The sequence below is a fragment of the Pantoea sp. DY-5 genome (genome assembly GCF_019795955.1).
Classification (GTDB): Bacteria; Pseudomonadota; Gammaproteobacteria; order Enterobacterales; family Enterobacteriaceae; genus Pantoea; species Pantoea leporis.
The window spans coordinates 144782-171754 of record NZ_JAIMIE010000004.1 but is presented as its reverse complement, the minus strand read 5'-3'; the positions used below and the strand labels follow the sequence as shown (position 1 = coordinate 171754).

Genomic DNA, 26973 nt, shown 5'->3' with positions numbered 1-26973 from the left:
AATCGCTACGATTAACGCGCGTTATCGTCCGCCAGTTTCGGCGATACATCATCCTGGTCGTCAGCATGATGTTCGTGCTCTTTCATCGCTTCGGCATTAACGCGTTTGCGCACGCCAAACCAACCCAGCACGAGCACCACGGCAATCAGGGGAATCGAGGCGATGGTGTACGTCCCGTTCGGATAGTCGAACGCCATCAGCACCAGCACGCTCACCAGGAACAGCAGCGTCAACCAGGAGGTGAACGGCGCCCACGGCAGCTTGAAGCTGACATCTTCGGCTTTACCCTCTTTAATCGCTTTGCGCAGACGCATCTGGCACACCACGATAAAGGCCCACGACGAGATGATGCCGAGTGACGCCACGTTCAGAACGATTTCAAACACCTGCGACGGCACATAGTAGTTCAGCACCACGCCGATGATGTAAACGGCAACGGTGACCAGAATGCCGGCATACGGCACCTGCTGCTTGCTCATCTTCGACATAAACTGTGGCGCAGAACCGCCCATCGACATGGAGCGCAGAATACGGCCGGTGGAATAGAGACCCGAGTTGAGGCTCGACAGCGCGGCGCTCAGCACCACGATGTTCATTACGCTACCGATATAAGGCACGCCCAGTTTGGAGAAGAAGGTCACGAACGGACTTTGCCCCGCCTGATAGGCATTCCACGGCAGCAGCAGTACCAGTAGCACCACGGAACCGACGTAGAACAGGCCGATACGCCAGATCACGCTGTTGATGGCTTTTGGCAGCATGGTCTTGGGATCTTTACATTCGCCTGCTGCGGTACCTACCAGCTCAATCGAGGCGAAGGCGAACACGACGCCCTGCACCAACACCAGCGCCGGCAGCAAGCCGTGCGGGAAGAAACCGCCGTTATCGGTGATCAGATGGAAGCCGGTGGTATTGCCGTCCAGCGGTTTACCGCTGCCGAGGAACACCACGCCGACAATCAGGAACACCACGATAGCCAGCACTTTCACCAGCGCGAACCAGAACTCCATCTCGGCGAACCACTTCACGCCGATCATGTTCATGGTGCCGACAATCGCCAGCGCGCCTAGCGCAAACACCCACTGCGGCACATCGCCAAACGCGCCCCAGTAGTGCATATAAAGCGCGACTGCGGTGATATCGACGATACCGGTCATCGCCCAGTTAACGAAATACATCCAGCCCGCAACGTAAGACGCTTTTTCCCCAAGGAATTCACGCGCATAAGAAACAAAGCTGCCGCTGGAAGGACGATGTAACACCAGTTCGCCCAACGCTCGGAGGATAAAGAAGGAGAAGATACCGCACACCAGATAAACCAGCGCCAGTGCAGGACCGGCCATTTGCAGGCGCGCGCCAGCACCGAGGAACAGACCGGTACCGATAGCACCGCCGATGGCGATCATTTGTACCTGGCGGTTACCCATTGCTTTGTGGTAACCGCTGTCGTGCGAGTTGAGCCAGCGTCTTTTCGCAGCGCGTTGTTCGGCTGCGGTTTTTTTAGTTGATTTCATAGCTATCCTGTTTGTCCTGACCATCAATCACCGCGTAACCAAACGATTGCGTATGGCGGTGCGAAATGGGGTAAAAACCCGGTGTCACAGCGGCGGAACGATGTCGCGTGGCGGGCTGGGAATTTACGGCGATGAATCCTACCCGTTCTGCAAGAACGAAGCAAAAAATACCGCCAGGCTGCACAAGATGAATTGTAATAATCCGTCGCGGTGCACAAAAAAACCGGCCAGAGGGCTGACCGGTAAAGGGATGGCTACAGGGATAACTACTGGAGGGAATTAACGATAAATCTCTGCGGTGCCGCTCCACAGGCTGGAGTCGCCCGGAGTTTGTACACCAATAACACGATAGCCGCTGGCACCTTCCTCTTGCGCTTTTTGCGACAGATGGCGCGTTGCATCATCCAGCGAGCCGCGTACGCCGCTGATGGAAACGGTGCCCGCGCTTTGCAGGTTTTGCGCTTGCGTGGCGCTTACGGGCTGGGCCGCCAACGTCGAGAAACTTGCGGTGGCAAGCAGTGCAGCAGTCAGAACGGCATAACGTCTCTTCATGTGATGCTCCTGTTGTCTTCCGTTAAGGGTTAAGCGTTACAGGACTTATTATCACGCAGGGAATGAAAACCAGGTTGAGCAAGCCGTAAAGCCGTTTAATAATTCGCCAGCTTAGCGCGGGTTATTTAGAGAAAGGTAAAGAGAAAGGGTTTTCTCTGTTAAAAGTAACCTGATGTGACGAGATGACACTCGCCGTCACCGCACGGCTGCCCTATAATCCCCCGCTCTTACAAGGGTTATTACTGTGATTGTGAAACGTCCCGTTACTCGTACCATTGCGCGCGCACTTAGCGTGATTGTGCTGCTGTCGCTGTTGACCACCGGGCTGGCGCTGATGACGCTCTCCAGCAGCCTGCGCGATGCCGAAGCGGTGAATGTCGCCGGATCGCTGCGCATGCAGATATACCGTCTGGCATGGGACAGCACGCGCGATCCGCAACAGTTGGATCATCACATCCAACTCTACCGGCAAACGCTGGAATCCCCGGCGCTGCAGCATCTGGAGCGCGCGTGGGTACCGCTTGAAGTGAGTAGCCGCTATCGCTATCTGCGTCACAGCTGGCCGATGCTGCAGGAAACGTTGCAGCCCAAGCGGGCACAAATCTACCAGCAGCGTGTCGCGGGCTACGTCAGCGAGATCGACCGCTTCGTGCTGGCATTACAGCATTATGCTGAAATGAAGATGCATCTGGTGGCCGCCAGCAGCCTGTTCGGTTTTCTGGCGATTGTGGCGCTGGCGTTGTGGACGATTCGCTTTATCCGCCGCAACGTGGTGCGACCGCTCAACGCGCTGGTGACCGCCAGCCAATATGTTGAGCAGGCGAATTTCGCTTTTCCGCCGCTGCCGGTGCAACAGCCGAATGAACTGGGCGTGCTGGCGCAGGCTTTTACTACCATGGCCGAACGGCTGCATTCGCACTATCGCCTGCTGGAGTGCGCGGTGCGTGATAAAACCGAAGATCTCACCCAGGCCAATCGCACACTTTCTCTACTGTATGAAAGCTCACAAATTCTCACCAGCAGCCCACCCAATCCCGAACTGTTTCAGGGATTGCTGCGTCTGGTACAGCGCCGTGAAGCGCTGACGGTGCTGAAAATTGTCAGCGAAGGGATTGAGTTTCAGGCCGGTGTGGCAACGGATGAGGTGAGCTGGCAGCGTTTGCCGTTGATGCAGGAAGAGCAGCGGCTGGGCGAACTGTGCTGGCAAACCCACCGCGCACCGCCCGCCGACGAACTGATGCAGAGCCTGGCGAACATGCTGGCGCGCGCACTGTGGATTTGGCAGACGCAAAAGCAGTATCAGCAGATGCTATTAATAGAAGAGCGCGCCACCATTGCGCGCGAACTGCACGATTCGCTGGCGCAGTCGCTCTCTTTCCTGCGCATCCAGCTGGCGCTGCTGCGACGCAATGTCGATGGGTCGCAACCGCAGGCGCTGGCGATTATCGCTGATTTCGATCGCGCGCTGGCCGAAGCCTATCAGCAGCTGCGCGAACTGCTGACCACCTTCCGTCTGACCATCGAACAGGCTGATTTGGTGCAGGCGATGCAGGCGATGATTGCGCCGCTGCAGGAGCAATCGCAGGCGGCAATCGACTTCGATTATCAGCCCGGCTTGCAGATGCTGGATGCGCAGCAGCAAGTGCATGTGCTGCAGATTGCGCGCGAAGCGCTGCTCAACGCGATTCGCCACGCGCAGGCGCACAATATTCAGATTCACTATCAGCGTGTCGCTGATGAGGACCACTTACTGACAATCGAAGACGATGGCTGCGGCATCAGCAGCCTCGAAGAGCCGCCAGGACATTATGGTCTCACCATCATGGCGGAGCGCGCCGCGCGGTTATCCGGCACGCTGATGATTACCCCGCAGGCGCAAGGCACGCGCGTCACGCTGCGTTTTCCACCGCGCCCGACGCACCGGTTGAGCTGACAGATTATATAGCGCACCTGCTGTAGCGGCGCGATTCATCGCGCAATAAACTGCGCCGCTACGGCAGATGCGTTAATGAAAGAAAGTTGCCTTTGATACTGGAGATATTATGGCTAACCCTTCCCTGACTATTATGATCGTTGACGATCATCCGCTGATGCGCCGTGGTATTCGCCAGCTGCTGGCGCTGGAGCCTCGGCTGGATGTGGTGGCAGAAGCCAATAACGGCACCGAAGCGCTGGCCGAAGCGCGCCGTTTGTCGCCGGATGTCATCCTGCTGGATCTCAACATGAAAGGCATGTCCGGGCTGGATACGCTGAAAGCGCTGCGTAACGAAGGCATCGCCGCACGGATTCTGGTGCTGACAGTTTCCGATGCGCGCAGTGATATTTATGCGATGGTGGACGCCGGTGCCGACGGCTATCTGCTCAAGGACAGCGAACCCGAACTGCTGCTGGCGCAAGTGATGCGCGGCGCGAAGGGTGAAAACGTGTTTAGCGATGCGGTGGCTGATTATCTGGCGACGCGCCAGCCAACGTCAAATCCGTTCAAACAGCTGACGGAACGCGAGCTGGATGTGCTGCAGGAAGTGGCGCGCGGATTATCGAACAAGGAGATTGCCGCCACCTTACATATCTCCGAAGAGACGGTAAAAGTGCACATTCGCAACCTGCTGCGCAAGCTGGATGTCCGTTCGCGCGTTGCCGCTACGGTACTGTGGCTCGAAAGCCGACATCTGTAGTCGCACACAAAAAAACGTCACTGCATTCACACTTTCTCCATAATTTACTCACGATTCTCTAATTTGCTCAGCGTAAAGTACTATCAGCAGGCGTTTTCGTTAGAGGACCTTGCACTCCGCCAGCGTGACGCCGTCCGCGCATCGCGCTCATCATAATAAAAGTAAAAAATACGCAGTTGAGGAGTGTCGGTTCCATGTCGAATTTTTTTATCGACCGCCCCATTTTTGCCTGGGTTCTGTCTATTCTGCTCTGCCTGTGCGGCACGCTGGCGATCATCTCGCTACCGGTTGAGCAATATCCCGACCTCGCGCCGCCTAACGTGCGTATCACCGCCAACTATCCCGGCGCATCCGCGGAAACGCTGGAAAATACCGTCACGCAAGTTATCGAACAGAATATGACCGGCATCGATAATTTAATGTACATGTCCTCCAACAGCAGCAATACCGGCCAGGCACAAATCACCCTCACCTTTACCGCCGGCACCAACCCCGATGAAGCGCGCCAGCAGGTACAAAACCAGCTGCAGAGTGCGCTGCGCAAACTGCCCGCGGCGGTACAGTCACAAGGCGTGACGGTTAACAAAACCGGTGATAGCAACATCCTGATGATTGCCTTCGTCTCTACCGACGGAAGTATGGACAAACAGGATATTTCAGATTATGTCGCCAGTAACATTCAGGATCCGCTCAGCCGTGTTGATGGCGTCGGCCAGGTTGATGCTTACGGCTCGCAATATGCGATGCGTATCTGGCTCGATCCCAACCAGCTGATTGCCTACGCGCTGACCACCGAAGACGTGGTGAGCGCGATTGAATCGCAAAATGCGCAGGTGGCGGTGGGTCAGGTAGGCGGATTGCCGTCGGTGGACAAACAAGCGCTCAACGCCACGGTGAATGCGCAGTCGATGCTGCAAACCCCGGCGCAGTTCAAAGCGGTGACGCTGAAAACCAACAGCGACGGCTCGGTGGTGACGCTCGGCGATGTGGCGGATGTGGCGATGGGCGCGGAAAAGTATGACTTCCTCAGCCGCTACAATGGTCAGGCGGCATCGGGGCTCGGCATTAAGCTGGCTTCCGGTGCCAATGAGATGAACACCGACAAACTGGTGCGCGAGCGAATTGAGGAGTTATCGCATTACTTCCCGCACGGGCTGGAAGCCAAAGTCGCTTACGAAACCACGCCGTTCGTTAAGGCCTCGATTAAAGACGTGGTGAAAACCCTGCTGGAAGCGATCCTGCTGGTGTTCCTCGTGATGTACCTGTTCCTGCAAAACTTCCGTGCCACGCTGATTCCGACTATTGCCGTGCCGGTGGTGCTGCTCGGCACCTTTGCGGTGCTCTATGCCTTTGGTTACAGCATCAACACCTTGACGATGTTCGCGATGGTGCTCGCCATCGGCTTACTGGTGGATGATGCCATCGTGGTGGTGGAAAACGTCGAGCGCATCATGAGCGAGGAAGGTCTGTCGCCGCGCGCCGCCACGCGCAAATCGATGGGCCAGATTCAGGGCGCGCTGGTCGGCATTGCGCTGGTGCTGTCGGCGGTGTTTGTGCCGATGGCGTTCTTCGGCGGCACCGTCGGCGCTATCTATCGCCAGTTCTCGATCACTATCGTTTCGGCGATGGTGCTTTCGGTATTGGTGGCGATGATTCTGACGCCCGCGCTCTGTTCCACGCTGCTGAAACCGCTGGAGCAAGGCCATCATCACGGTCGTCGTGGCTTCTTCGGCTGGTTTAACCGCACCTTCAACGCCAGCGCGGAACGTTACGAGCGCGGCGTCGCCAAAATTCTGCGCAAAGGCGGTCGCTGGCTGCTGCTCTATCTCGCAATTATCGGCCTTATGGCATTCCTGTTTATTCGCCTGCCCACCTCGTTCCTGCCGCTGGAAGATCGCGGCGTATTCCTGACGCAGGTGCAATTGCCCGCCGGTTCAACGCTGCAACAAACCTCGAACGTGGTGGCGAAGGTCGAGAATTACTACATGACGCAGGAGAAAGACAATGTGGTTTCGGTGTTCTCCACCATCGGTGCCGGGCCCGGCGGTAACGGCCAGAACGTCGCGCGCCTGTTCGTTCGCTTGAAAGATTGGGAAGAGCGTCCGGGCAGCGATCGCACCTCTTTCGCCATCATCGAGCGCGCGACTAAAGCCTTCCACAAGATCAACGAAGCGCGCGTTATCGCCAGCAGCCCGCCCGCGATTACCGGCATGGGCAGTTCGTCAGGCTTCGATATGGAGCTGCAGGATCACGGCGGCATCGGCCACACGCGGCTAATGGCAATGCGCGATAAGTTACTGGAGATGGCTGACAGCAATCCGGCGCTGTCGCGCGTGCGTCACAACGGCCTCGACGACAGCCCGCAGTTGCAGATTGATGTCGACCAGCGCAAAGCGCAGGCGCTTGGCGTGTCGCTGGATACCATCAATGACACCTTAACCACCGCGTGGGGCTCGACCTACGTTAATGACTTCCTCGATCGCGGTCGCGTGAAAAAAGTCTACGTGCAGGCAGCGGCTGAGTTCCGCATGCTGCCGGAAGACGTAAATAAGTGGTATGTGCGTAACAACAGCGGCAGCATGGTGCCCTTCTCTGCCTTCGCCACCAGCCATTGGCAAACCGGTTCACCGCGTCTGGAGCGCTACAACGGTTACTCTGCGCTAGAGATTGTCGGTGAAGCGGCGAACGGCGTCAGCAGCGGTACCGCGATGGACGAGATGGAGAAACTGGTTGGGCAGCTACCGCTGGGCGTAGGCTTCCAGTGGACCGGCGCCTCCTATCAGGAGCGCTTATCCGGTTCTCAGGCGCCGGCGCTGTATGCGATTTCGCTGCTGGTGGTATTCCTGTGTCTGGCGGCGTTGTATGAGAGCTGGTCGATTCCATTCTCAGTGATGCTGGTGGTGCCGCTCGGCGTGGTGGGCGCGCTGGTGGCAACCTGGATGCGCGGGCTGGAGAACGATGTCTATTTCCAGGTGGGCTTGCTCACGGTGATTGGCTTGTCGGCGAAGAATGCCATTTTGATTGTGGAGTTCGCCAATGAGATCAACAGTAAAGGCCGCGAGCTGATGGAGTCGACGCTGGAAGCCTCGCGTCAGCGTCTGCGCCCGATTCTGATGACTTCGCTGGCGTTTATCTTCGGGGTGCTGCCGATGGCCATCAGCAGCGGTGCCGGTTCCGGCAGCCAGCACGCGGTGGGTACCGGCGTGATGGGCGGGATGATTTCTGCCACCGTGCTGGCGATTTTCTTTGTGCCGCTGTTCTTTGTGGTGGTACGCCGCCGCTTCCCGCTGAAAGAGAAGCCGCACGATTAAGCAGGCCATTGCGCCGCTACGGTTTGTGCGGACATCAGTTTCCGCGCATATCGAGTGCACACACTTGTCGCGGCGTGATTCATCGCGCGCGGTTAAATGAATAAAAAAGCCGCCATGAACATCCATGGCGGCTTTATTGTTGTGTGTGGTAAGAATTACAGCAAGTTGGGAAATGCCCTGCTTTTCTCTTCACGCGTTACTTACGTAACATCGCTTCGATGAATTCTTTCCAGTTTCCCATTTCGGTGTCGACCATAAAATCCTCTCTTATTGTAGCGGCAATTCTACGCCGTTTTTTTCTGGTGGTGAATACGTTTCCACCTGTTATCACTATCGGCAAAAGCGGTGAAAAGCTTCAATCTGTTAAAATTGCGTACTGACGCACATTTCAGCAACTCTATAATGCGTCAGGAAAAATGGCTGACTTAAATCGGGTAGCAGAAATCCGCGCTTAAGATAATCCTTAGCGGCTTAATGATGTTGCAGGCAATTATTAAATGCGTAAGTGAAAGCGCTTCCCGGCCCTAAGTAATAGAATTTATAACGGCAAAAGGGTCATGAAAAATAGCTGAATAAGGCCGGCTTTCGCCGTCAGCGCTCACAGCCCTTAGATCGCTGTGGTAAACTCGCGCTTTATTTTTTACTCAATGGGAATAAGCGATGACAGCGCAGTGGGTGATGTACGGAATTAAAAATTGCGACACGATTAAAAAAGCACGCAACTATTTAGCGTCTTCCGGTATCGACTACTGTTTTCACGACTATCGCGTGGAGGGCATTGACGACGCACTGCTGCAATCGTTTATCGATCAGCTCGGTTATGAGGCGCTGCTCAATACGCGCGGTACCACGTGGCGCAAGCTGCCGGAAGCCGAACGCGACGCGGTAAACGATGCCGCCAGCGCCAAAGCGGTGATGCTGGCGCAGCCTGCCATCATCAAGCGTCCGGTGTTAGCCGCGCCGAATGGCGATCTGCTGGTCGGCTTCAAAGATTCCCTTTATTCCGCCTTTATCCAGGAGAAGTCATAACATGTTCTGTCCGGTTATTGAGCTGGCTCAGCAGCTTATCCGTCGCCCGTCACTCAGCCCGGATGATGCCGGTTGTCAGGCGCTGCTGATTGCGCGTCTGGAAGCCATCGGCTTCACGGTCGAGCCAATGCACATTGGCGATACGCTGAACTTTTGGGCGACGCGCGGCCAGGGCGAAACGCTGGCGTTTGCCGGTCATACCGATGTGGTACCGCCGGGCGACGCCAACCGCTGGATCAGCCCGCCGTTTGAGCCCAGCATCCGCGACGGCATGCTGTTTGGCCGCGGTGCCGCCGATATGAAAGGTTCGCTGGCGGCGATGGTGGTGGCAGCGGAACGCTTTGTGGCCGCTAATCCGCAGCACAAAGGTCGCCTGGCGTTTCTGATTACTTCCGATGAAGAAGCCAGCGCGGTTAACGGTACGGTGAAAGTGGTTGAGCGCTTGATGGCGCGCAATGAACGCATGGATTATTGCCTGGTCGGCGAACCGTCGAGCACCGAGATCGTGGGTGACGTGGTGAAGAATGGCCGTCGCGGCTCGATGACAGCTAATCTCACCATTCACGGCGTGCAGGGCCACGTAGCCTATCCGCATCTGGCGGATAATCCGGTGCATCGCGCCATGCCGGCGCTGAATGAGCTGGTGAAGACAGTTTGGGATGAAGGCAACGAATTCTTCCCGCCGACCAGCATGCAGATCGCCAACGTGCAGGCCGGAACCGGCAGCAACAACGTAATTCCTGGCGAATTCTTTGTGCAGTTCAACTTCCGTTTCAGCACGCAGTTGACCGATCAGATGATTAAAGATCGCGTGGCGGAGCTGCTCGATCGTCATCAGCTGCGCTATACGCTGGAGTGGAATGTTTCCGGCCAGCCATTCCTGACATCACGCGGTAAGCTGGTGGATGCCGTGGTGAACGCTGTGGCGCACTATAATGAGATTAAGCCGCAGTTGCTGACTACCGGCGGCACCTCCGATGGGCGCTTCATTGCGCGCATGGGTGCGCAGGTGGTGGAACTGGGCCCGGTGAACGCCACCATTCATAAGATCAATGAGTGCGTGAAAGCGTCAGATTTGCAGATGCTGAGCCGTATGTATCAGCGCATCATGGAACAGCTGATCGCCTAAGCGCAAAAGGAGAAAGGGGATGGAATTCTTTAAAGAGTACTGGTGGATCCTGGTGATCCTGCTGATGGTTGGTATTTTGATGAACGTTTACAAAGACCTAAAACGTATCGACCATAAAAAATTCATGGACAACAAACCGACGTTACCGCCGCATCGTGATTTCAACGATAAATGGGATGACGAGGACGACTGGCCGAAAAAGAAATAATCGTCATATCGCAAACGGCGCGATAACTCGCGCCGTTACGCATCCTGCTACATCATCATCACCACATCATCATCGCCCGGCTTCGCACCGCTTAGCGCCTCATCGAAGTAACGACGCGGCACGGTATAACGCAGATGATTCAGCGCCAGCTCCATGCTGCGATCGTTAATCGCGTGCGGTAAATCTTCCACCACATCCAGCGTGACATCGCCGCCCAACGAAATCAGACGTTGCTTCGCCTCTTCAGCGTGCTGCAGCGGGATCTGTTCGTCGTAATCGCCATGAATCAGATGAATGGTGTTACGCGTGCTGGCCCGCAACGGCAATGTGGCATAGCGGCCGCTAAACACAATCGCGCGTCCCGCCAAATCCGGCTGCGCTTTCATGCCTTCCAGCACCATGATGCCGCCCTGGGAAAAGCCCACCAGCGCCGTGGCTTCGGCACGCACGCCGCTCTCTTGCTGCCAGTGACGCACCGATGCCACGAACTCTGGCATGATCGCATCCACGCCCTGCTGTTCCGAACGATCGTGCGGCGGAATATCGGCAAACCACTGACGTCCTTGCGGCACGCTGCCCGCGTAAGGTGCGCCGACCGACACCACCAGCGCTTGCGGGAACGCTTTTGCGAACCAGCTACCAATCTGCGCCATCGAATCCGGGTTGTCGTTGATGCCGTGATACAGCAGAAACAGCTGTGCTGCACTGCTGGGTTGCTGAACAATTACATATCGTAGTGCCATAAGATCCTCCTCAAATCACTATACGCCGCTGCGGGCACAGAGATATCGGGAAAATTTGAACGAGATAATGGATTTATTGCAATGAACGCAGCCGCTGCGCCGCGTCGGGATTGAGGCGAATCAGTGCTGCGCCAGCTTCCGATCGCAGCTGGTTTATCAAGGCTTTACGCCCGCTGAGACCGGCATGTTGCGCGGCATCGGTTAGCGTCTGTTTTTGCAGCAGGATGGCATTCAACAACGGTGAAGGAGACTGGCGCACCAGCCGCTGTAGCGCCGCGTAGCTGGCTTCGAACGGGCGCTGCGCCCAGGCAAAACCGGCCAGCAGCGCCCAGTCATCCTCGTTTAGCTGCTGGCCGGCATCGCTTACCAGCGTTAACGGTAAATCTATAATCGCTTGCAGCCACGGCCAATCACGCGCCAGCCGCTGCGCTGCCTGTTGTTGTAGCGCTTCACCGGCCGCAGAGATTGCCAGCATCGCCATCGCCGCATAGCAGCCGCTGCTGGCTTCGCGCTGCGAGCCAATCCGCACTAGCGTAAAACCGCAGGCGCGCCAGAAGTGCCACAAAGATTCGGTGTAGCCGAAACTCACCGAGAGATAATCACAATTCTGCGCCTGTTTATGTGCCGTGGCCACCAGCGCTTTGCCGATCCCGCGCTGGCGCTGTGACGCCTGCACCGCAATCCGGCTAATGCGCAGTGAGCGCAGCGTCGCCGCCTGCGCGAACCCGGCATGGGCCGCCAGCGATTGCGCCACCAGATTGCCGCGTGGCCGACGATGACCGGCCCACACCGCGTCGGCCAGTGCCTGATCCAATCCGCCCTCTTCCACCAGCCACAGCGCGCCAGTTACCTGATCGGCTTCACCCGCCAACCAAAAGCGCATGCCGGGCGCATCCAGCATGCGCCGCAAATCCAGTGGCGAAGTGCGATAGTGCGCGCTGGCAAGCAGGCGATAGCCCGCTTCCAGCGCCGCTACGTTGTGGTCTGGCGTTGCTGGATAAATCGCGATAGCACCGCTTGTGCGGCTCTCCTGCGCATCTTCAAACAGCAACGCCTGGCTGAGCCACTGCTCCAGCGGATCGTTCGGCGACCAGCGCAACGGCTCGTCGAGCTGGTAGTAGCGCACGTCAGGTAAGGTGGCGCAGAAGCGCAGCATAAAGCCGCGTCCGGTGCCTTCGTAACCTTGCACGGTGGTGATAAGCAGCACGCGCGAGAAACGTTGCACCAGCTGTTGCAGGATGGGCGCGGGAATGGCGGCCGCTTCATCGACAATAAGCCATTGCGCCTGAAGCGGATTTTCCTGCGCGAGAATGGCATCGGGTGCCATGAAACTGAAGTGCTCACCACCAAACTCGGCCAATACCGTCGTGGAGACTTTAGCTGGCGCCGTGACTAAACAGTGTTGATTGCGCTGCACCAGCATGCCGGCCAACGCGGATTTGCCGCGACCGCGCGCGGCAGTGATCACTGCAACGCCTTGCGGCATCGCTTCAAGTTGTTCAAGAATTTGCGACTGCTGCTGCGGTGCCTGACAGCGCCAGTCGGGCAGATGCGTTTCCACGGGATAACGCACCGCTTGATGCTGACGTTGCAACATCACCTGCGCGTCTTGCCGCATCAGTGCTTGCAGGTGGTGGATAAAATGCGGCGTGGCGATCGGCTCGGCGACATCCGCCCAGCGCAGGCTGTCGGCATCGGTTTGCTTGGGCCAACTTTCCCAATCAGGCGTTAACAGCAATAACCAGCTGCCCGCGCGTAAGGTTCCGGCCAGCGCTGCAAAAGCTTCAGCGTGAAAACCGCGGCGGGCATCAAATATCGCATGCTGGAATTCACGGCCCAGCAAGGTGCGTAAGGCAGCGGGCGCGACGGCGTGCGGGAAATCGGCGCTGTCGCTCAGCGTCAGCCAGTCGCCGGGCAGCGCGGTGTGCCAACCTGTGGCCTCCTGCTGCGCCCACTCCGCATCACCCGCAATAACGCAAAGGCGGCGAATGCCTGCACGCTGCATCGCCGCCGTTTGTTCAACCACGGAGATCACTTGCTAGCGAAGGTGTTGCACTGGCCGGGATCGCCGCTATCGAAACCGCGTTTCAGCCAGGTGTAACGCTGCTGAGAGGTGCCATGGGTGAAGCTATCCGGCACTACGCGGCCCTGACCTTTCTGCTGCAGACGATCGTCGCCAATCGCTTCAGCTGCGTTGAGTGCTTCCTGCAGATCGCCCACTTCCAGAACGTTTTGCTGCTCCATGTAATGGCCCCAAACGCCGGCGAAGCAATCCGCCTGCAGCTCCATTTTCACCGACAGCTGATTCGCCTGCGCCTGGCTCGCGCCCTGCTGCATCTGACGCACTTTTGGCTCAATGCCCAGCAGCTTTTGAACGTGATGCCCCACTTCATGCGCAATCACGTAGCCTTGCGCAAAGTCGCCACCGGCACCGAGTTTGGTTTTCATGTCATCGTAGAATGACAAATCGATATACACGGTTTGATCGGCAGGACAGTAAAACGGCCCCATCGCCGATTGGCCAGTGCCGCAGTTGGTGCGCGTTGCCCCGCGATACATCACCAGCTTCGGCGGCACATACTTTTTGTTCATCTGCTGGAACAGCTTGCTCCAGGTATCTTCGGTGGTTGCCAGAATCACCGAGGTGAATTTGGCATCTTCGTTGCTCTGCGCGGTGTTTACCTGACGCTGCTGCGACGTTGGCGCGACACTGCCGCCGCCTTCCAATAACGCGGTGAGGTCGTAGCCGTAATAGCCGGCAACAGCGACCACCACCAGCAAGATAAGGCCGCCTTTGCCGCGTGGAATGCGGATTTGCCGTCCACCGCCGCCAAGGCCTGGTGAATCATTGCGTCGATCTTCTACATTGTCGCTCTCACGACGCCCTTGCCAGCGCATGGTCTAACTCCTTTAAACATGTTTGGCATGATTTTAGTTGGCGGCAGCGGGAAGCACCAGTGTTGTAGTGACAGAACACCGTTGCGCCGTGATTTATGACGACCTGAATTGCGGGCATAAAAAAAGGTCGTCATAAATGACGACCCTACGAGAGACGTATGGACTTAGTCCAGCTTGACACCTAAACGGTGTGCAACTTCTTCGTACGCTTCAACCAGGCCGCCGAGGCTCTGACGGAAACGGTCTTTGTCCATTTTGTCCATGGTGTTTTTGTCCCACAGACGTGCGCCATCTGGTGAAAACTCATCGCCCAGCACCACTTCGCCGTTGAACAGACCAAACTCCAGCTTGAAGTCGACCAGGATCAAACCTGCGTCATCAAACAGTTTGCTCAGCACGTCATTGGCTTTGAAGGTCAGCTCTTGCATGCGTGCCAGATTCGCTTTGCTTACCCAGCCGAAAGTTTCGCAATAGGATTCGTTGACCATCGGGTCGTGTTTGGCGTCATCTTTCAGGAAGAGATCAAACAGCGGTGGATTGAGCACAATGCCCTCTTCCACGCCCAGACGTTTTACCAGCGATCCTGCCGCACGGTTGCGTACCACGCACTCTACCGGCACCATCTCCAGCTTTTTCACCAGCGCTTCGTTATCCGACAGCAGCGCTTCCATCTGGGTCGGAATGCCCGCTTCCTGCAATTTGGTCATGATGAAATGGTTAAACTTGTTGTTTACCATTCCTTTGCGATCAAACTGCTCGATTCGTGCACCGTCTCCTGCTGACGTATCGTTGCGGAATTCAAGTACCAGCAGATCCGGATTATCGGTGCTGTATACGGTTTTCGCTTTACCGCGATACAACTCAGCTCGCTTTTGCATCTTGTTAACTCCAAACATGAAAGAACCCGTGTTCAGCGGTGTTTCACCGCGCGCCGATTGCGTGACGCAATCGTTTACTTCGCCGGGCGCTATTATGCCAAATCCAAAACAAAAAGGCCGGAGAATCTCCGGCCCTTTGGCAATTTATTTCAGCGCACCTTGAATCACCTGCACCAGCGCGTCGTTCTGCGCCTGGGTTAGCACGTGACCTTTCGGATCGATGAACTGCAGACTGCTGCGGTTATCCAGATCGCCAACCTGCAACTTGTAATCGCCGTTTGGCAGTTCTGGATCTTTGGCGCCAATCTGATCCCACACGCCGCTGCCCGGCTGTTTGTAGGTCACTTTCAGGCTGCCCTGCGAACGGTTGTCATCCGTGATTTCCATGCCCACGCGTTTCAGCGCCGCTGGCAAACGCTGCCAGGTGACGTTAAACGGTGCGCGCAGAATCAACAGCGGTAAACCGGTGTCATCCGCGCCGCTCTGCACATCAATCTGTCCGGTGGCACGGTTGGCCGCCGCATCCTGGCTGGCAGAATCGACTTTATCCAGACCGGTGCTGATGTCGTTCAACATCTGGCCGGTATAGCGTTGAATCTGTGCCGGAGAAGTAACGGCTTGACCCGACTGCTGCAGTTCCAGCAAACGTACGGTCAGCACTTGCTGATAGCTCTGATTCTGCACGCTGATCTGATAGCGACCGCGATACTGGTTATCTTCGTCAGCACGGTTCCACTGCACCCAATCGGTGGTCAGCTGTTGCGAAGCGTCATCACGCTGGGCAATCGGGAACTTGTAAGACTGAATCACACCCACAACCTGCGACCAGATAGAACCACGGCTGCTTTCGACTGCCAGCACGCCCGTATTACCGGTGAACTGTGCACGCGTGCCGTTCAACAGCGCCAGCGGCTGGGCTGGCGGACGAATATCCAGCTCTTTGCCCACTGCGCCTTTCGCCACGTTATGCGGAACATCGTAATCACCATTCTGCAACGGCAGAATCATGCCCGCTGGGGCTTTTAAATCGTGCAGCTCAGGCGCCTGCAGGTAAGATTCATCACCGCTGACCTGGCGCTTATAACGCTGATCGTTGGAACACGCTGTGAGCAGCATCAGGGTGGAAAGGCCCACTACCGTTGCCAGCGTCGAGCGCTTAACTGAATAACTCATTGATTCTCCCTAAATTATCGCAGACCCGCTTTAATCAGCGCTTGCGCCGTTTTCGCCTGACCGGCTTCGGTCAGTGGCGTCATTGGCAAACGCAGCGTGTCATCCGCGATTAATCCTAGCTGTTTTGCTGCCCATTTCACCGGGATTGGATTGGGTTCACAGAAAAGCGTCTGGTGCAGATGCATCAGACGCTGATTCAGGCGACGCGCTTCGGCGAATTTGCCCTGTTGCGCCAAGGCACAGAGTTCAACCATTTCACGCGCTGCAATGTTAGCCGTGACCGAAATTACGCCTTTGCCGCCCAGTTGCATGGAGTCCAGCGCCGTCGCGTCATCGCCGCTGACGATGATGAACTCATCATTAACCAGCTCTTGGATCTGTGAGACACGCGATAAGTTCCCGGTGGCCTCTTTGATTCCGATAATATTTTTAATTTCGGCCAGACGCGCGACGGTTTCCGGCAGCATGTCGCAACCGGTACGCGAAGGAACGTTATACAGCATCTGCGGCAGATCGGTACTTTCCGCAATGGCTTTAAAGTGCTGGAACAGACCTTCCTGCGTCGGACGGTTGTAATAAGGCGTGACCGTTAAACAGCCCACCACACCGCTGCCGGTAAAGCGTTTGGTCAGAGAGATGCCTTCAGCCGTGGCATTTGCGCCGGTGCCGGCGATAACCGGAATACGGCCATCCGCCAGTTCCAGGGTTTGCATAACCACATCACCGTGCTCGTCATGGCTGAGCGTGGCTGATTCGCCGGTGGTGCCAACAGAAACAATCGCCGCGGTGCCGCTGGCAACATGATAATCAATCAGTTTTTTCAAACTTTCGCGGCAGACATTACCTTTTTCATTCATTGGCGTAATGAGCGCAACAATACTTCCGGTGAACATGGGCTATCCCCTCGACAAACAAGTGCCTCATGTTACGTTTTACATTGAAAGAAAAGCAAGCGAGCCACGCCATTCCCGCGCTTGTCAGCAGTTTTTTTTATGTTTACCTTATAGTTATTAGCGAACGTACAGGAAATGCCATTTTGTCGCAGTCACAGCCTCACCATCTGGTGATCACCGCACTGGGCGTTGATCGTCCGGGTATCGTCAATACCATCACCCGCCACGTCAGCAGCTGCGGCTGCAACATCGAGGACAGCCGTTTAGCGATGCTGGGCGATGAGTTCACTTTTATTATGCTGCTGTCCGGTAGCTGGAACGCGATAACCCTGATTGAATCGACGCTGCCGATGAAAGGTGCCGAGCTGGAGTTGCTGATTGTAATGAAGCGCACCAATGCGCGCGCCACGCCACCGATGCCCGCCACCGTATGGGTGCAAATCGAAGTGCCGGATTCACCGCACATCATTGAGCGCTTCACCGATCTGTTCGATAAACATCAGATGAATATTGCCGAACTGGTGTCCAGAATTAAACCGGCGCAGGATGACGTGGCACCGACGCTCTATATTCAAATAACGGCGCACAGCCCGGCCAATCAATTCAGTGCGCCCATCGAGCAGGCTTTCAATCAGCTGTGCGAAGAACTGCATGCACAAGGCTCAATTCGTCTTTATAGTGTCACCGACGATGCTAATAGCACCGTTTAATCAGGCTCCGGGTTATTTCGCCACACACTCTGCCGCTGCGGCAAACCGTGTGGTGAAATAACCCTGACGGTAAACACCACCTGGCACTTTTGCTCTTGATGGTGTATTACCCACAGCATGTAAAAAAATGGAGAGTTGTGATGAATCCACTGAAAGCCGGTGATACCGCACCGAAATTTAGTTTGCCCGATCAGGACGGCGAACAAGTAAATTTGGCCGACTTCCAGGGACAGCGCGTTCTGGTCTATTTCTATCCGAAAGCCATGACGCCGGGTTGCACCGTGCAGGCTTGCGGTCTGCGCGACAACATGGATGAGTTGAAAACTGAGGGCGTTGTTGTGCTGGGTATCAGCACCGACAAAGCGGAGAAGCTGTCACGCTTTGCCGATAAAGAGCTGCTGAACTTCACGCTCTTATCGGATGAAGATCATCAGGTGTGCGAGCAGTTTGGCGTCTGGGGTGAGAAAACCTTTATGGGCAAAACCTATGACGGCATTCACCGCATCAGCTTCCTGATTGATGCCAACGGCAACGTTGAGAAAGTGTTCGACGATTTCAAAACCTCCAATCACCACGACATCGTGCTGGATTATCTGAAGTCAGCCTGATGTAAACGGGTGCGCAGGTCGCACCCGTTTTCTTTTACTCTGCGCGTGGCTCCTCGAGCGCCGGTGTTTCCGGCCACGCACGCACCACCGCTTTTACCAGCGTCGCCAGCGGAATCGCAAAGAACACGCCCCAGAATCCCCACATCCCACCGAAAATCACCACTGACAGAATGATCACCAACGGATGCAGGTTAACCGCTTCAGAGAACAGAATCGGCACCAGCACGTTGCCATCCAGCGCCTGAATCACCAGATAAATAGCGATCATGGTCCAGAAATCGCTGCCCAATCCCCACTGGAACAGACCAACGCCGATCACCGGAATGGTGACCACCATCGCGCCGATGTAGGGAATCAACACGGAAATGCCGACCAGCACCGCCAGCAGCAGCGAATAGTTGAGGCCGAGCAGCAGGAATGCCAGCCAGGTGACAAAGCCCACCGCCACCATCTCCAGCACTTTGCCGCGAATATAGTTGGTGATCTGCTGATTCATCTCTTGCCACACCACGCCCGCCAAACCGCGATTACGCGGCAGCACGCGGCGTACCGCATTCAGCATCTGCTCTTTATCTTTCAGCAGGAAAAACACCATCAGCGGCACCAGCACCAGATAGATCATCAGCGTCATCAAACCGACCAGCGACGCCAGCGAATACTTCACCAGCGATTCGCCGAGGCCGGTGAGACGGCTGCGCAGGTTCTCGACGATGATATCGATGATGCCGGCATCAACCAGCGCCGGATAGCGCTTCGGCAAGCCTGCGGCAAACACGTAGAGCTTATTCAGCATGTTGGGCAAGTCGCGCGTCAGGTTGATGCCCTGCTGCCACGCCACCGGCGCAACAATCAGCACCATCACCAGCAAGATGCCCGCAAACACCACCAGCACCGCGCTGGTTGCCCAGGTTCGGCTACAGCCAACACGCTGCAAGCGTACCGTTGGCCACTCCAGCAGATAAGCCAGCACTAACGCTACCAGCAGCGGTGCCAGCAAACCGCTGAGGAAGAACAGAATGCAAAACGCCGCCAGCAGAATCACCAGCAGCCCGATGGCCTGCGGATCGCTGAAGCGGCGTTTGTACCATTGATAAAGCAGAACGAGCATTTTTACTTCCAGTTGTACGTAGGGTCGCCATTCATGGCGACCGATTGATAATTTGATTGAGGGGATTAATGCGTAATGCTACTGACCAACGCATCCTGACCGGAGATCATCACGCAGTTGCGTCCGGCATTTTTCGCCTGATAGAGCGCGGCATCGGCCTGCTTGAGGCTTTGCTCCTGCGAACCACTTTCCGGCTGCCAGTCGGCAATGCCCACCGACAGCGTGACATTGCCAACCTGATCAATCCAGTTTTCCGCAATGCTGATGCGCACGCGCTCGGCCAAAATGCGTGCATCCTCAACCGACGTCGCAGGCAGCAGCATCAGGAACTCTTCCCCGCCGTTACGGCACACCACATCGGTTTGACGTGCGCTGCCGCGTAAGGTTCGCGCCACATGTTTAATCACTTCATCACCGACGTCATGACCGAAGGTATCGTTGACCCGTTTGAAATGATCGATATCCAGCGCCAGCACCGAGAACGGTTGGCGCATGGTGGCGAAGTAGTCGAGCACCGCGCTCAGGCCTCGACGGTTAAGCAGATTGGTCATGGGATCGCTCTGCACTTCCGATTTCAGGCGACCAATCTTATCCTGCACTAAACCAATACCGGTGAGCAGCGCGCGTTTGACCTGCGCCGCTTCGAAATACCAGGCGCGAATGCCGCCAATCTCGTTCGACACGCCCTGGGAATCCATCTGGCTGGCTTTGCGCGCCAGTTGCCACAGCGGCAGCGCAATCAGACGCGCCAGAATCACCGCCACCAGCAAGGTCAGCAGCGCAAATGGCACCGAGTTTTTCAACACTTTCAGCAGCAAGCCGGTGAGCGGCGCCAGCGTGACATCGGTGGGTTTGAGCGCCACCACCATCCAGCCGGTGGTGGGCACGATGGCGTAACCGGCCAGCTTAGGCACGTTCTCTTCCGTCAGTTGCACTTCACCGTTGGTTTTCTCCTCGCGTTGGCGATCGCTAACGATGCCCGGCACGCTTTTACCAATCAGCTGGGTATTCTGGTGGTACAGCACCTGATTATTGCGATCCAGCACGTAAACATGCGTGCCATCGCGATAGAACTGCTCGCCGAGCAGCGCGTTGAGGATGCTTTTCTTCTTCAGATAGATGGTGCCGCCAACGTAGCCAAGGTAACGTCCGTCTTTGCTCCAGATCGGCCAGGAGACAAACACAATCAGATTATTGGCGGCGGAGATGCTGGGTTTGCTGACCATCGGCTGACGCTGCGCCAGCGCTTCACGCGAAGCCTGGCTGGTGAGCTGCATGCCTTTCAGCATCAGCGATTCAGGTGAAATGGCTTTCACGATGCCGTTGCTGTCCACCACCGCCACCGAGTTAAAGCTATTAGTTTGCTCACGCAGGCGATTGACTTCCTGCTGCGCCAAATCGGCATCATCAAAATCATTGCCCAGCTGCGTCGCGCTGTAGTGCAGCTGCGACTGAGCCAGCTGAAAGAAGACCTCTGTCGTCGCCGCCAGTTTAGTGGCGTAAGCGCGATTGGCTTCGAGGGTGCTTTCGATCAGGACCATACGTTGTACGCGCCAGGTGGCGTACAGCGTGTTGGCAAGTGTGATGACGATGCTGGTGATCGCCAACAGCGCGATCAGCGTGCGCAGGTCAGTTTTTGGCCGCAGGCGCGTTAGCATAGCGCACCGACCTTAGTGAATAGATTCATCGATATGTGTGCCTGACAGTCTTGTTATAATTGGATGCACTTGCCCTGGTGAGCTAACGGGCGATTGTACACCCACAACGCAAATTGAGCACGAAGCATCCTGTCAGCCACACACAATTCTTTCTCTACGCTGGCGCTAATCGATCAAACCGTTGGCATCGTAAAACGGCCACGGACCGGGATAATCGCCGATAGCACACAAATGCGTGCTCATGCCCTGCAGCGCATGCCAGCGATGCAGCAGAAAACCGGGCGGCTCCAGCATAAAATTCGCCGGTGCATTTTCCGCGAGATCAAACGCCACCTGATGCGATACACCCGGCGCCACGCACGCCAGCGTACCGGCAAAACGCGCCTGCACCGAGCGGTGCAGATGGCCGCTCAGCACGCGTTCCACCTGTGGATGGCGCTGGATAATCGCCGCCAGCGCCGCCGGATTGCGCAGCGGCTGGTTATCCATATGTTTGATGCCGCAAAGAAACGGCGGATGATGCAGCATCACGAGCGTCGGCAACTGCGGCTGACGCTGCAACTGCTCATCAAGCCAGTGCAACTGCACTTCATCCACATAACCCCACGGCTGCTGCGGCACGCTGGAATCGAGCGCCAGCAGTTGCACACCTTTCACCTGCATCTGCCAGTTCAGGGTTTCTCCGTGCTGCAGATAGTGATGATCCGGGAACGCCGCACGCAGCGCCTGGCGATCGTCGTGGTTGCCCGGCATCAGCAGAAATGGCAGCTGCAGCTGGCGCAGCGCCTGCTTTAACGTTTGATACTCTTCCGCGGTGCCGAAATCGACCAGATCGCCGGTAATCACCACCATGTCGGGGCGCGGCGCAAGGCGGTTTAGCGTCTCAATCACCCGCAGTAGCGCGGCTTGGGTGTCGACTTTTTTATAGGATAAACGGCCGTTGGCCTTGATGTGTAAATCGCTGATTTGCGCGATGAGCGTCATTGCTTCAGACACGAATTTTTCCTTTGGATATTTGGGTGCTAATCGGTCGCCATTAATGGCGACCCTACGACGGCATTGCATAGATTTATGGCGACGGTACTGCGCGCTTTTGTAGGGTCGCCATTTATGGCGACCGTGCCAATTATGAAAACTGCAGCGCGGCGTCATGCGCCAGCGTCCAGCTCACCGCTTGTCCGGCATGCCAGGCTTCACGCGCGTGGCGATCCACCTGAATTGGCGTCGCCAACCCGATGTCGATCATCAGCCGCTGCGACGCGCCCAAAAAGGTGCTGGCGACAATAAAACCCTGGCGCTGATAGCGCCCATCGCTGGCAAGCAGCACATCTTCCGGGCGGCAGAAACGTTGCGGATGGCCGCGCGTATCCACATCTACGCAGTTAATCGCACCCACAAAATCGGCGACAAATTTTGACGCCGGATGCTGATAAATTTTCTGCGGCGTATCGATCTGCACCAAACGTCCCTGCTCCATCACCGCAATACGATCGCCGAGCGCCATTGCTTCCTGCTGATCGTGCGTCACGTAAACGGCGGTGATCGCCAGCTTCTTCAGCAGCGCGCCGATCTCCAGACGCAGACGATCGCGCAGGCGCGCATCCAGCGCCGCCAGCGGCTCATCAAACAGCAGCACTTTGGGCCGCGCAGCTAATGCGCGCGCCAGCGCCACACGCTGCTTCTGGCCGCCGGAGAGTTTGTCGATGCTGCGCTGCGCCAGCGCGGTGAGATCCACCAGCGCCAGCATCTCCTGCACGCGCTCTTCCCGTTCGGCACGCGCCACGCCCTGCACTTTCAGGCCGTACGCCACGTTCCCGGCCACATTGAGATTCGGGAACAGCGCGTAGTTCTGGAACACCATGCCGACGTTGCGTTTTTCAATCGGCAAAGCGGTAACGTTGCGATCGTCAAACCACACTTCGCCGCCGACATCGCAACTCTCCAGCCCGCTGATAATGCGCAGCGTGGTGGTTTTGCCGCAGCCGGACGGCCCCAGCAGCACCAGCGTTTCGCCGGCATGGACGGTGAGATCAAGCGGTTGCAGCGCCTGATGATGATTAAAATGACGTGCGCAGCCGCGCAGCGTCACGGTAACGGCCGCAGGGTTCATGCTGCCTCCTTGTGTTGGCGCGAAACCGCGCGGTTAAGCCAGTGATTCACGGCATTGAGCATCAGCAGCAGCGGCAGAATCATCAGAATGAAAATCAGCGTGTAGGCGGAACCCACTTCCAGCCGCATCGAGGCGTAGCTGTCGGCAAGGCCAACCGGCAAGGTTTTAGTCAGCGGCGTATGCAGCATCCAGGTGATGTTGAATTCCCCCACCGACAGCGTGATCACCATAAAAGCGCCGGCGAGAATGCCGTTACGGCAGTTCGGCACCACCACGGTAAAGAAGCGCTGCCACAAGCTGGCGCCAAGGCTGGCCGAGGCTTCTTCCAGGCGCGGCATATCTACCGCCTGCATCACCGCCAGTACAGGTCGCATCATAAATGGCAAGGTAAACAGCACGTGACCAATCAGGATGAACAGCCAGCTGTCACGCAGACCGGAAAACTGGCCGTAGAGCAGAATGATGCCGAGCGCGGTAGCCAGACCGGGCAGCGCCACCGGCAGCATCAAGCACTCTTCAATACGCGCCGCCCAGCGGCCCGGCGCTTTCAGCAATCCCCACGCGGCGGGAACACCAATCACCAAGGTGACCAACAGGCAGAACAGCGCGATCAGCAGTGACAGCCAGAAAGTATCGGCGTACATCTGCCACACTTGCTCCACCCACTTCAGCGTGAAGCCGCTGCGCAGGCCGATGAAGTAGTTATTGGTGACGCCCGCCAGCATCGACAGCACCACCGGCACGATCATAAACAGCGCGGTGATGGCGGTGATCAGCAGTTGCAGGCTAAACAGTCCACGACGTTTCATGATTGCACCTCTTTCGCCTGCGCCATACGGCGCGCCAGCATCAGCGCCAGCCAGGCGCATCCGCCCATCAACACCGACAGCGCAGCGGCGGTGGCAAAGTTGGCGTAGTTGGTGAACTCGCCGTAAATGGTCAGCGGCAGCACCGCCAAATCGGTGCCGAGCGTAAAGGCGGTGCCAAAAGCGCCCATGCTGGTGGCGAAGCACAGCGCGCCGGTAGAGAGCAGCGCCGGTTGCAGGCCGGGCACAATCACATCCCAGGTGATGCGCCACTGGCTGGCACCGAGCGAACGCGCCGCCTCTTCCAGCGAGCGCTCGAGTTTTTCACTGGCCGCCACCAGCGTGACGATGGCGCGCGGCAGCGAGAAATAGAGGTAACCGATAAACAGACCCGCCAGCGAATAGGCCAGCGTCCAGCGCTCATGCACCAAACTCATGCTGATTTGCGCCAGCAATCCCTGACGTCCGGCCAGCATCACCACCAGAAAACCCACCACCACGCCGGGAAATGCCAGCGGAAAGGTCAGCAACGCCAGCAAGGTGCCGCGCCCGGTAAAGCGCTGACGCGCCAGAAAGCAGCCGACGATAGCGGCAATCAGTAACGTCACCAGCGTCACTGCCAGCGACAGCAGCACGGTGTTCAGCAGGCTCAGCAGATAGTGCGGCTGGGTGATCACCGTCCAGTAACCGCTGTGCTGGGTGCTGCGATCGTCCTGCATGCCGATTTGCAGCAGGCGGGCAAACGGCAGCAGCCAGAAAGCGCAGAAGAACAGCAGCGCGGGCAGCGTCAGCCACAGCCAGCGGCTGCCCGGTTGCGTAGGTATCTGGCGGCGCGAGGCCGCCAGGGTGTCAGCCATCGACATTAACGAATCTCGCTCAGGTATTTCGCCGAGAAGGCTTTCTGCGCATCGGCCATCTGCTGATAGTTCACGGTTTGCGCACGCGCATAATCGCTGTCTGGCAGGAAGAATTTCTTAGCGTCTGCTGACATCGCCGAGGTGCGTACCGGACGCAGGAAGGCATTGGCCCAAATAGCCTGACCTTTATCCGACAACACGTAGTCGATCACTTTCTTGCCGTTGGCTGCGTGCGGCGCGTTCTTCACCAGGCTGATGACGTACGGCACCGTCACCGTGCCCTCTTTCGGAATCACAAAGGCGACATTGGCGTGATCTTTATACTTGGCGCGATAAGCGTTGAAGTCGTAGTCGAGCAGGATCGGAATCTCACCGGAGATCAGGCGCGCGTAGGCAGTCTGCTTCGGTACGATTGGCTGGTTAGCCTGTAATTTTTTGAACCACGTCAGCGCGGGCGTGAAGTCCTGCATGTTGCCGCCCTTCGCTTGGTTGACCGCCACAGCCGCCACGTAACCGACAAAGGCGCTGGCCGGGTCGAGATAGCCAATCATGCCTTTGTATTCCGGCTTCAGCAGATCCTCCCAGGATTGCGGCACCGGCGCGCCGCCCAGCGCATCGACGTTAACCATAAAGCCCATGGTGCCGGAGTGCAGCGCCACCCATTTGCCGTCGGAATCTTTCATTCCGGCTGGGATCTCGTCCCAATGCGCGGGCTTATAGGCGCTGATGACACCGGCGCTGTCCGCCTGGATGCCAAAACTGACGCCGTAATAAACCACATCTGCCACTGGATTGCCCTGCTCCGCCACCAGTTGCGCCAGCGCCTGGCCGGAGTTTTTGTTGTCCTGCGGTACCTGAATGCCGGTGTCTTTGGCAATGGCGTTAAGCTGGGTTCCCCAACCCGCCCATTCGGGAGGACAGTTGTAGCAAATCGCCGTATCGGCGGCCTGCGCCAGCGAACTGAACAGCGAACCGGCGGTGAGTGCGAGCGCCCCGGCAATCATTGTGACTTTTTTCATGATGGTTCCCTGATATTGGCAATGGAAGAAAAAGAGGTTGCTGGCGCGGCGATACTGGCGCCGAGCCTTAATCGATGTGGCAGCACGCGCGTGCCGCGGCTGGCTTGTTGTAACAGCATGTCGATCGCACCGGCGCCGAGCATGTCAGCTGGCTGGCTCACGCTCGCCAGCGACGGCGCGATGTGCTCGCCGATATCGATGCCATCAAAACCCATCACCGACAGCTGCTGCGGAATGCGCACTCCGGCGCGCGCCGCAGCACCAATCAGGCTGATGGCGAGCAGATCGTTGGTGCAGATCACCGCGCTGAGCGGCGTGTCGCCACTCAGCTGCGGCTGCAGCAGCGTGAAGTCGGATTGGGTATGGCTGGGCATTTCAATGACCGGCAGCGCGTCGAGTCCGGCTTGTTGCATCGCATCGCAATAGCCCTGATAGCGCAGACGGGCGCGATCCGATTGCAGCATGGGGCCGGCCACCATGCCGATGTGGCGATGGCCGAGCTGCAGCAGATGCTCGGTGGCTTGCTGCATCGCCTGGCGGTTATCGACGCAAATCGCGGGCCAGTGCGTGGCCTGCGGCACGTTGTGCGTCAGGACAAACGGCATGCTGGCATGATGCAGCGTATGCAGGATGGCGCTGTTATCGGCGTCGGCGACGGTGAGCACCAAACCGGCAACGCGCTGGTTCAGCATGTGCTCCACAATCGCCGCTTCCCGCTCGGGCTGATAATCGCTGGTTGCCACCAGCAGGCCGTAACCGGCGGCACGCGCCTGACGCTCCATCGCTTGCAGTTGGCGGGCGAAGATCGGATTCAGCAGCGACGGCAGCAGCACGCCGAAGGTGGTTGAACTTTGGGTACGCAGTTGGCGGGCAATATGATTGGGGCGAAAGCCGAGCTGCTCAGAGGCGCTTAACACCTTTTCCAGCGTGTCAGCACGCAGCAGGTGCGGATCAGAGAATGCGCGGGCGGCGGTAGCGCGAGAAACGCCAGCCAGTTTGGCCACGCTGATTAAATCGGACATGTTCGCCTCGTAAAGTGCCAATGAGATCGATCTCATTGGCGCTTAAAGTAGCGGCGAACTGTGACAGCAACA

25 protein-coding genes are annotated in these 26973 nt (G+C 57.2%); 8 read left to right on the top strand and 17 right to left on the bottom strand.

Features of this window, described 5'->3' with window-relative positions; genetic code table 11:
* Positions 1 to 11: 11 nt before the first annotated feature.
* Both ansP and K5Y30_RS14430 read right to left on the bottom strand, forming a co-directional pair.
* Positions 12 to 1514: an L-asparagine permease gene (ansP, locus tag K5Y30_RS14435; RefSeq protein ID WP_101763535.1), complete on the bottom strand. Its 1503-nt coding sequence runs from the start codon at positions 1512 to 1514 to the stop codon at positions 12 to 14.
* A gap of 279 nt (positions 1515 to 1793) precedes the next feature.
* Entirely contained in the window at positions 1794 to 2066 is a 273-nt protein-coding gene (locus K5Y30_RS14430; RefSeq protein WP_101763534.1) for a YdgH/BhsA/McbA-like domain containing protein, read from the bottom strand.
* A gap of 244 nt (positions 2067 to 2310) precedes the next feature.
* Here K5Y30_RS14430 and narQ point away from each other — a divergent pair, with 244 nt between their 5' ends.
* The 3 genes from narQ (at position 2311) to acrD (ending at position 8052) form a co-directional block, all read left to right on the top strand.
* A complete protein-coding gene (narQ, locus tag K5Y30_RS14425) occupies positions 2311 to 3999 on the top strand; it encodes a nitrate/nitrite two-component system sensor histidine kinase NarQ (RefSeq protein ID WP_222211892.1) in 1689 nt (562 codons plus the stop codon).
* 109 nt (positions 4000 to 4108) lie between these two features.
* Complete coding sequence (locus tag K5Y30_RS14420; protein WP_222211890.1) at positions 4109 to 4741, top strand: response regulator; 633 nt, start codon at positions 4109 to 4111, stop codon at positions 4739 to 4741.
* 194 nt (positions 4742 to 4935) lie between these two features.
* Positions 4936 to 8052 (top strand): multidrug efflux RND transporter permease AcrD, encoded by a 3117-nt coding sequence (acrD, locus tag K5Y30_RS14415; protein ID WP_222211888.1) that lies wholly within the window; start codon positions 4936 to 4938, stop codon positions 8050 to 8052.
* Between the two features lie 196 nt (positions 8053 to 8248).
* Here the strand turns inward: acrD and ypfM are convergent, their stop codons facing one another.
* The gene (ypfM, locus tag K5Y30_RS24955) at positions 8249 to 8308 is read right to left on the bottom strand and encodes a protein YpfM (protein WP_137386901.1); all 60 of its coding nucleotides are present in this window, start codon (positions 8306 to 8308) and stop codon (positions 8249 to 8251) included.
* A 404-nt stretch (positions 8309 to 8712) separates the two neighbouring features.
* On the opposite strand from ypfM, the gene K5Y30_RS14405 reads away from it, so the two are divergent.
* From K5Y30_RS14405 to K5Y30_RS14395, 3 genes are read left to right on the top strand one after another with little or no spacing between them, the layout of a single operon-like run.
* Positions 8713 to 9081 (top strand): ArsC family reductase, encoded by a 369-nt coding sequence (locus K5Y30_RS14405; RefSeq protein WP_101763530.1) that lies wholly within the window; start codon positions 8713 to 8715, stop codon positions 9079 to 9081.
* A 1-nt stretch (position 9082) separates the two neighbouring features.
* Positions 9083 to 10210: a succinyl-diaminopimelate desuccinylase gene (gene dapE / locus K5Y30_RS14400; RefSeq protein WP_222211884.1), complete on the top strand. Its 1128-nt coding sequence runs from the start codon at positions 9083 to 9085 to the stop codon at positions 10208 to 10210.
* 19 nt (positions 10211 to 10229) lie between these two features.
* Positions 10230 to 10418: a YpfN family protein gene (locus tag K5Y30_RS14395; protein WP_008108368.1), complete on the top strand. Its 189-nt coding sequence runs from the start codon at positions 10230 to 10232 to the stop codon at positions 10416 to 10418.
* Positions 10419 to 10465: 47 nt separating this feature from the next.
* Here the strand turns inward: K5Y30_RS14395 and ypfH are convergent, their stop codons facing one another.
* The 6 genes from ypfH to dapA form a co-directional block, all read right to left on the bottom strand.
* The gene (gene ypfH / locus K5Y30_RS14390; protein WP_101763528.1) at positions 10466 to 11161 is read right to left on the bottom strand and encodes an esterase; all 696 of its coding nucleotides are present in this window, start codon (positions 11159 to 11161) and stop codon (positions 10466 to 10468) included.
* Positions 11162 to 11234: 73 nt separating this feature from the next.
* Complete coding sequence (locus K5Y30_RS14385) at positions 11235 to 13193, bottom strand: tRNA(Met) cytidine acetyltransferase TmcA (RefSeq protein WP_370634205.1); 1959 nt, start codon at positions 13191 to 13193, stop codon at positions 11235 to 11237.
* On the bottom strand, positions 13193 to 14059 hold the full coding sequence (locus K5Y30_RS14380; protein ID WP_222211883.1) for a neutral zinc metallopeptidase: 867 nt from the start codon (positions 14057 to 14059) through the stop codon (positions 13193 to 13195). Before K5Y30_RS14380 ends, K5Y30_RS14385 begins: the two co-directional genes overlap by 1 nt.
* Before the next feature lie 164 nt (positions 14060 to 14223).
* Complete coding sequence (purC, locus tag K5Y30_RS14375; RefSeq protein WP_176971088.1) at positions 14224 to 14937, bottom strand: phosphoribosylaminoimidazolesuccinocarboxamide synthase; 714 nt, start codon at positions 14935 to 14937, stop codon at positions 14224 to 14226.
* A 144-nt stretch (positions 14938 to 15081) separates the two neighbouring features.
* Positions 15082 to 16110: an outer membrane protein assembly factor BamC gene (gene bamC, locus K5Y30_RS14370; RefSeq protein ID WP_222184506.1), complete on the bottom strand. Its 1029-nt coding sequence runs from the start codon at positions 16108 to 16110 to the stop codon at positions 15082 to 15084.
* A gap of 14 nt (positions 16111 to 16124) precedes the next feature.
* Complete coding sequence (dapA, locus tag K5Y30_RS14365; RefSeq protein WP_222184504.1) at positions 16125 to 17003, bottom strand: 4-hydroxy-tetrahydrodipicolinate synthase; 879 nt, start codon at positions 17001 to 17003, stop codon at positions 16125 to 16127.
* Positions 17004 to 17146: 143 nt separating this feature from the next.
* Here dapA and K5Y30_RS14360 point away from each other — a divergent pair, with 143 nt between their 5' ends.
* Both K5Y30_RS14360 and bcp read left to right on the top strand, forming a co-directional pair.
* Positions 17147 to 17713: a glycine cleavage system transcriptional repressor gene (locus K5Y30_RS14360; RefSeq protein WP_217548954.1), complete on the top strand. Its 567-nt coding sequence runs from the start codon at positions 17147 to 17149 to the stop codon at positions 17711 to 17713.
* 140 nt (positions 17714 to 17853) lie between these two features.
* The gene (bcp, locus tag K5Y30_RS14355; RefSeq protein ID WP_176971085.1) at positions 17854 to 18321 is read left to right on the top strand and encodes a thioredoxin-dependent thiol peroxidase; all 468 of its coding nucleotides are present in this window, start codon (positions 17854 to 17856) and stop codon (positions 18319 to 18321) included.
* Positions 18322 to 18355: 34 nt separating this feature from the next.
* Here the strand turns inward: bcp and K5Y30_RS14350 are convergent, their stop codons facing one another.
* The 8 genes from K5Y30_RS14350 to K5Y30_RS14315 all read right to left on the bottom strand — a co-directional run bounded on the left by K5Y30_RS14350 (position 18356) and on the right by K5Y30_RS14315 (position 26901).
* The gene (locus K5Y30_RS14350; protein WP_176971084.1) at positions 18356 to 19429 is read right to left on the bottom strand and encodes an AI-2E family transporter; all 1074 of its coding nucleotides are present in this window, start codon (positions 19427 to 19429) and stop codon (positions 18356 to 18358) included.
* Positions 19430 to 19494: 65 nt separating this feature from the next.
* The gene (locus K5Y30_RS14345) at positions 19495 to 21087 is read right to left on the bottom strand and encodes a sensor domain-containing diguanylate cyclase (RefSeq protein WP_222184502.1); all 1593 of its coding nucleotides are present in this window, start codon (positions 21085 to 21087) and stop codon (positions 19495 to 19497) included.
* Positions 21088 to 21252: 165 nt separating this feature from the next.
* Positions 21253 to 22071, bottom strand: coding sequence for a phosphodiesterase (locus K5Y30_RS14340; protein WP_255606679.1), 819 nt, complete (start codon positions 22069 to 22071; stop codon positions 21253 to 21255).
* Between the two features lie 142 nt (positions 22072 to 22213).
* The gene (locus K5Y30_RS14335) at positions 22214 to 23197 is read right to left on the bottom strand and encodes an ABC transporter ATP-binding protein (RefSeq protein ID WP_222211881.1); all 984 of its coding nucleotides are present in this window, start codon (positions 23195 to 23197) and stop codon (positions 22214 to 22216) included.
* Entirely contained in the window at positions 23194 to 24006 is an 813-nt protein-coding gene (locus K5Y30_RS14330) for an ABC transporter permease (RefSeq protein ID WP_101763519.1), read from the bottom strand. Before K5Y30_RS14330 ends, K5Y30_RS14335 begins: the two co-directional genes overlap by 4 nt.
* The gene (locus K5Y30_RS14325; RefSeq protein ID WP_222211880.1) at positions 24003 to 24866 is read right to left on the bottom strand and encodes an ABC transporter permease; all 864 of its coding nucleotides are present in this window, start codon (positions 24864 to 24866) and stop codon (positions 24003 to 24005) included. The genes K5Y30_RS14330 and K5Y30_RS14325 overlap by 4 nt, the downstream gene beginning before the upstream one ends.
* Positions 24866 to 25879, bottom strand: coding sequence for an ABC transporter substrate-binding protein (locus K5Y30_RS14320; RefSeq protein ID WP_222211879.1), 1014 nt, complete (start codon positions 25877 to 25879; stop codon positions 24866 to 24868). The genes K5Y30_RS14325 and K5Y30_RS14320 overlap by 1 nt, the downstream gene beginning before the upstream one ends.
* A complete protein-coding gene (locus K5Y30_RS14315) occupies positions 25876 to 26901 on the bottom strand; it encodes a substrate-binding domain-containing protein (protein WP_222211878.1) in 1026 nt (341 codons plus the stop codon). The genes K5Y30_RS14320 and K5Y30_RS14315 overlap by 4 nt, the downstream gene beginning before the upstream one ends.
* Positions 26902 to 26973: the final 72 nt, after the last annotated feature.

Coding starts and splice junctions, on each gene's coding strand:
- ansP (WP_101763535.1), bottom strand. CDS start 1,514: ATGAAATCAACTAAAAAAACCGCAGCCGAACAACGCGCTGCGAAAAGA.
- K5Y30_RS14430 (WP_101763534.1), bottom strand. CDS start 2,066: ATGAAGAGACGTTATGCCGTTCTGACTGCTGCACTGCTTGCCACCGCA.
- K5Y30_RS14420 (WP_222211890.1), top strand. CDS start 4,109: ATGGCTAACCCTTCCCTGACTATTATGATCGTTGACGATCATCCGCTG.
- acrD (WP_222211888.1), top strand. CDS start 4,936: ATGTCGAATTTTTTTATCGACCGCCCCATTTTTGCCTGGGTTCTGTCT.
- K5Y30_RS14405 (WP_101763530.1), top strand. CDS start 8,713: ATGACAGCGCAGTGGGTGATGTACGGAATTAAAAATTGCGACACGATT.
- dapE (WP_222211884.1), top strand. CDS start 9,083: ATGTTCTGTCCGGTTATTGAGCTGGCTCAGCAGCTTATCCGTCGCCCG.
- K5Y30_RS14395 (WP_008108368.1), top strand. CDS start 10,230: ATGGAATTCTTTAAAGAGTACTGGTGGATCCTGGTGATCCTGCTGATG.
- ypfH (WP_101763528.1), bottom strand. CDS start 11,161: ATGGCACTACGATATGTAATTGTTCAGCAACCCAGCAGTGCAGCACAG.
- K5Y30_RS14380 (WP_222211883.1), bottom strand. CDS start 14,059: ATGCGCTGGCAAGGGCGTCGTGAGAGCGACAATGTAGAAGATCGACGC.
- purC (WP_176971088.1), bottom strand. CDS start 14,937: ATGCAAAAGCGAGCTGAGTTGTATCGCGGTAAAGCGAAAACCGTATAC.
- bamC (WP_222184506.1), bottom strand. CDS start 16,110: ATGAGTTATTCAGTTAAGCGCTCGACGCTGGCAACGGTAGTGGGCCTT.
- dapA (WP_222184504.1), bottom strand. CDS start 17,003: ATGTTCACCGGAAGTATTGTTGCGCTCATTACGCCAATGAATGAAAAA.
- bcp (WP_176971085.1), top strand. CDS start 17,854: ATGAATCCACTGAAAGCCGGTGATACCGCACCGAAATTTAGTTTGCCC.
- K5Y30_RS14350 (WP_176971084.1), bottom strand. CDS start 19,429: ATGCTCGTTCTGCTTTATCAATGGTACAAACGCCGCTTCAGCGATCCG.
- K5Y30_RS14345 (WP_222184502.1), bottom strand. CDS start 21,087: ATGCTAACGCGCCTGCGGCCAAAAACTGACCTGCGCACGCTGATCGCG.
- K5Y30_RS14340 (WP_255606679.1), bottom strand. CDS start 22,071: ATGACGCTCATCGCGCAAATCAGCGATTTACACATCAAGGCCAACGGC.
- K5Y30_RS14335 (WP_222211881.1), bottom strand. CDS start 23,197: ATGAACCCTGCGGCCGTTACCGTGACGCTGCGCGGCTGCGCACGTCAT.
- K5Y30_RS14330 (WP_101763519.1), bottom strand. CDS start 24,006: ATGAAACGTCGTGGACTGTTTAGCCTGCAACTGCTGATCACCGCCATC.
- K5Y30_RS14325 (WP_222211880.1), bottom strand. CDS start 24,866: ATGTCGATGGCTGACACCCTGGCGGCCTCGCGCCGCCAGATACCTACG.
- K5Y30_RS14320 (WP_222211879.1), bottom strand. CDS start 25,879: ATGAAAAAAGTCACAATGATTGCCGGGGCGCTCGCACTCACCGCCGGT.
- K5Y30_RS14315 (WP_222211878.1), bottom strand. CDS start 26,901: ATGTCCGATTTAATCAGCGTGGCCAAACTGGCTGGCGTTTCTCGCGCT.